The 4250-nt window shown below is 58.7% G+C and carries 3 protein-coding genes and 1 pseudogene; 3 read left to right on the top strand and 1 reads right to left on the bottom strand.

From position 1 onward, the window contains the following. Nucleotides 1-203 precede the first annotated feature (203 nt). From istA to ACFTOW_RS03895, 3 genes and pseudogenes are all read left to right on the top strand, one after another. On the top strand, nucleotides 204-1691 hold the full coding sequence (gene istA / locus ACFTOW_RS03905) for an IS21 family transposase (protein WP_417498542.1): 1488 nt from the start codon (nucleotides 204-206) through the stop codon (nucleotides 1689-1691). Then, nucleotides 1688-2416: pseudogene (istB, locus tag ACFTOW_RS03900) on the top strand (IS21-like element helper ATPase IstB); the annotation flags it as partial. The gene istA and the pseudogene istB, both read left to right, overlap by 4 nt. 580 nt (nucleotides 2417-2996) lie before the next feature. After that, nucleotides 2997-3239, top strand: coding sequence for a WGR domain-containing protein (locus tag ACFTOW_RS03895; RefSeq protein WP_379913285.1), 243 nt, complete (start codon nucleotides 2997-2999; stop codon nucleotides 3237-3239). Nucleotides 3240-3750: 511 nt separating this feature from the next. Here the strand turns inward: ACFTOW_RS03895 and ACFTOW_RS03890 are convergent. Further along, a partial coding sequence (locus tag ACFTOW_RS03890) for a hypothetical protein (RefSeq protein WP_379913283.1) occupies nucleotides 3751-4250 on the bottom strand: 500 nt, incomplete at its 5' end.

The following is a 4250-nucleotide window of genomic DNA, read 5'->3' as shown; positions in this document are numbered from 1 at the left end:
CCGACTTCACCGCCGAGCGCTTCTCCTGGTCGGTGGACGAGCCGGCCGTCACCCAGGCCCAACTCTTCGACGGCCGGCTCGCGTGAGAACGGCGGTGCAAAACTAGACCACGGTAGCGCCGCCATATTGGCGGTGCGGGCGGCGTAAAAGTCGTCCACTTTTTCCCTTCTTGTGGCAGCAGGGAGGGCGAGGAGATTTACACCGTGGAACTTTATCTGAAGGTCAGGCTGGCGCGCAGCGAGGGGATGAGCCAGCGGGAGCTGGCGCGCCATTTCAATATATCGCGCGACAGCGTTCGCAAGATTTTGGCGTTCTCGACGCCGCCGGGCTACCGGCGCACGAAGGAGATCAAGCGTCCCAAGCTTGATGGGTTTACGGAGATCATCGACGGCTGGCTTGAAGGGGACAAGAATGTGCCCCGCAAACAGCGCCACACGGCGAAGCGGATCCACGAGCGGCTCAAGGCGGAACACAAGTTCACCGGCGGCTATACGATCATCAAGGACTACGTTCGGCAGCGTGAACGACGCACCCGTGAGATGTTCGTGCCGCTGGCGCATCCGCCGGGCCATGCGCAAGCCGATTTTGGCGAAGCGTTGGTTGTGATCGGGGGTGTCGAACAAAAGGCCCACTTCTTCGTCCTGGATTTGCCGCACAGCGATGCCTACTTCGTGCGGGCCTACCCGGCGGCGACGGCGGAGGCCTGGATGGACGGGCATGTGCATGCCTTTGCCTTCTTTGGCGGGGTGCCTCTGTCGGTTCTCTACGACAACGACCGTTGCCTGGTCTCGAAGATCCAGCCGGATGGCACACGGGTCCGCGCTACGCTGTTCAGCGGGCTGCTGTCGCACTACCTGTTCCGAGACCGCTACGGGCGGCCGGGCAAAGGGAATGACAAGGGCAATGTCGAGGGGATGGTGGGCTATGCCCGCCGCAACCACATGGTGCCGATCCCCCACTTCCCGGATTGGGAGAGCTTCAACGCCTATCTCGAAGAGCAGTGTCGCGCCCGTCAGACTGATACACTCCGTGGGCACACGGAGACCATCGGCGCGCGCCTGCAAAGAGACCTGGCCGAGATGCGCCCCCTGCCGGCGGCCCCCTTTGAGGCCTGCGCACAGAGCAGTGGCCGGGTGAGCTCCCAATCTTTGGTCCGCTATGACACCAACGATTACTCGGTTCCCGTGGCCTATGGCCATCAGGATGTCTGGGTGCGGGCCTATGTCGATCAGGTGGTCATCGGCTGCCGCAGCGATGTGATCGCGCGCCATCCGCGATGCTATGCGCGCGAGGACATGGTGTTCGACCCGATCCATTACCTTCCGCTGATCGAACGCAAGATCAATGCTTTGGATCAGGCCGCGCCCCTTGCGGAGTGGGACTTGCCAGAAGAGTTCGACACGCTGCGCCGCCTGATGGAAGCGCGCATGCTGAAGATAGGGCGCCGCGAGTATGTCCAGGTGCTGCGTTTGCTGGAAAGCTTCGGCATGGATGACCTGCACGTCGCCGTAAAGCAGGCCCTGAAGATGGGCGCAGTCGGCTTTGATGCTGTGAAGCATCTGGTTCTGTGTCAGGTCGAGAAGCGTCCACCAAGGCTCGATCTCGATGTTTATCCCTATCTGCCAAGGGCGAGGGTCGAGACGACCTCTGCGGCCAGCTACATGGCCCTTATGCCGGAGGCCGCGGAATGACCCATGCCCCCGAGATCCTGTTGGAACATCATCTCAAGACGCTGAAGCTGCCCACCTTCCTGCGTGAGTATCAGAAGGTTGCGCGCCAATGCGCTGCCGAGGGCTTGGACCACGTCCAGTTCCTGACGCGCCTGGTCGAACTGGAGCTGATCGATCGCGAGCGACGGATGGTCGAGCGCCGCATCAAGGCGGCCAAGTTCCCGGCCACCAAAAGCCTCGACAGTTTCGACTTCAAGGCAATCCCCAAGCTCAACAAGATGCAGGTGCTGGAGCTGGCGCGCTGCAACTGGATCGAACGGCGCGAGAACGTGATCGCCCTCGGCCCAAGCGGCACCGGCAAGACCCACGTTGCCCTTGGCCTGGGGCTCGCTGCTTGCCAGAAAGGGATGACGGTCAGCTTCACCACCGCCGCGGTTTTGGTCAACGAACTGATGGAGGCGCGCGACGAGCGTCGCTTGCTGCGGGTCCAAAAACAGATGGCCAACGCCAAGCTGCTGATCATCGACGAATTGGGCTTCGTCCCTCTCTCCAAAACCGGGGCCGAGCTGCTCTTTGAATTGATCTCGCAACGCTACGAGCGCGGGGCTACGCTGATCACGAGCAACTTGCCCTTCGATGAATGGACGGAAACCTTCGGCACCGAGCGCCTCACCGGGGCGCTGCTCGACCGGCTGACCCACCACGTCAACATCCTCGAGATGAATGGCGAGAGCTATCGACTGGCCNTCCATCACTTGGCCCTCACGGGCCAAGGCGGCCAGTCAACCGCCAGCTATTTGGGGAGCGCGGTCGACTGCCCGCCAGCACTCTATGCGCCCTTCACGCCCAACCCCAAAGTGGCCTACTTTTGCGCCGCCCTTTGGTCGGGTTTTACTCCGCCGTTGACAACGGGCGACAATCGCGTGCTGTACAGCCTGCGGCACACCTACGCCACCTTTGCGCTAGTGAATGACGGAATGGATATTCACGCACTGGCCCAGCAGATGGGCACGTCAATTGGCATGATCGAACGCCATTACAGCCACCTTACCCCGCGTATGAAAAAGGATATGTTCACGGGCAAGCGCTACGAGCTGTCAGCGGAAGCGTATGCGGCGCAGAAGGCAGAAGGTGGTGCGGGTGTGGGCGACGAGGAATAGGGGAACACAGTTGCGCAACCCAGTTTCGCAAACACAGTTGGCGCACCACGCAAGCGTAACACAGTTTGGCAAACCTGTGTTGTTCCACACCGATTGGCTGCGAGGCTGGTGTGCGGCGAGGGGTTCTGCAAAACTGCGTACATCGCAAACGATTCCTTAACCGCCAATGATTACGCTTGTTCATCATCACACAGAACGGCCCAACTTCTATCGCGTAGATGTGGGGTATAATCTGTTTGGTGAATATTCCGTGGTCAGAGAATGGGGCGGCAACGGTCAGAATGGCGTGCATCGCATCGCTTGGTTTTCCAACCTGCGTGATGCTGCAGTGGCGGCAGAACGGTGGCACGCGAAAGCTTGTTCCAAAGGATATGAACTGACTGACAGGGTGGTGGCTGGAACAGCTTGAGCCTTTGCCATGCGACAGCAAGGCTAATCGTGTTCTCGTCCCACCGGGCCGTCGTTGATGCGACTTTGGGAAAAAATCGATATCCGAGGCTTTTGGGACATCAGAACCTGTGGGTCACCCCAAACCGAGACATAAAGTCGGCTGCGTCCAGTACGACTTAGGTAAGCCGGTTCCACCTCTACTACTCGAACCCTCAAGTGCGCTGATTGCTCCATAGCAGGTTTTATAAGCTCGGTTGCACGGTGTCCTAATGTTCCCGCTATGAACTCTCGGGGTCTGCCCAAGCCAAATGGCAGGCGTGAGGGAATGGTAAGCGCGGCGGTGATGGTCGCGTCGGCGTGTAAATGCAGATGGACGGTATCGCCGGGACATACCGATGGTGGTAGTGCTTTTGCCGTCAGATTTACTGACGCCTTGTGGATAAGTGGTTGCATGCTGCCTCTTGTCCTCAGTTTGCCTGAGGTTGCGTCGTTTTTAGCAGAAGGCAGCGATTCTGCAGTCACGAAATCACTCAGTTCGCAAAATCGATTGGGATGTTTCTGGCCAGAAGCGCGGACATTACTCCACCCAAGACGTTCCGTGCCTTGATCCCCTCTTTCAGAGCTTCGTCAATCTGGGCATCAGACGCCTTAGGATCGCAAATGTTGAGGAGCACGCGGTTGCCGTTGCGTATTTCGCAGACCACTTGTCTGCCGCCTCCGAAAGCGGTGCGAAGCCCGACAAAATCTGAACTGTTTTTAGCGTGATAGGCCATAGTAACACTCTTGTCTTTTCCCAATTCAGAAAACACATTTTTTGCCATAAAAACCAATAACTTGTGCTCTAAGGGTGTTGCTGTGTGGCGGCTTCGCAACACTGGAGCGGTTATGCGGTAGTGCGCAACACAAAATGTTGTGGTGGATAAATTTCTCGCCACTGCGCAGAAACTATAGGGCACTTCGAAAAATTGCTGTGGCCGGGCCGCTGGGATAGAAAGCAGAGGGCATGAGGTTTCTGGGGTGTGACGATGGC

Origin of the sequence: Lacimonas salitolerans, assembly GCF_042677865.1 — a bacterium.
Taxonomy (GTDB): Bacteria; Pseudomonadota; Alphaproteobacteria; order Rhodobacterales; family Rhodobacteraceae; genus Lutimaribacter; species Lutimaribacter salitolerans.
This window is presented reverse-complemented; position numbering and strand designations above follow the sequence as displayed.

What these genes read in the sequence shown, in the direction of transcription:
- ACFTOW_RS03895 (WP_379913285.1), top strand. Translation starts at nt 2,997, where the DNA reads ATGATTACGCTTGTTCATCATCACACAGAACGGCCCAACTTCTATCGC.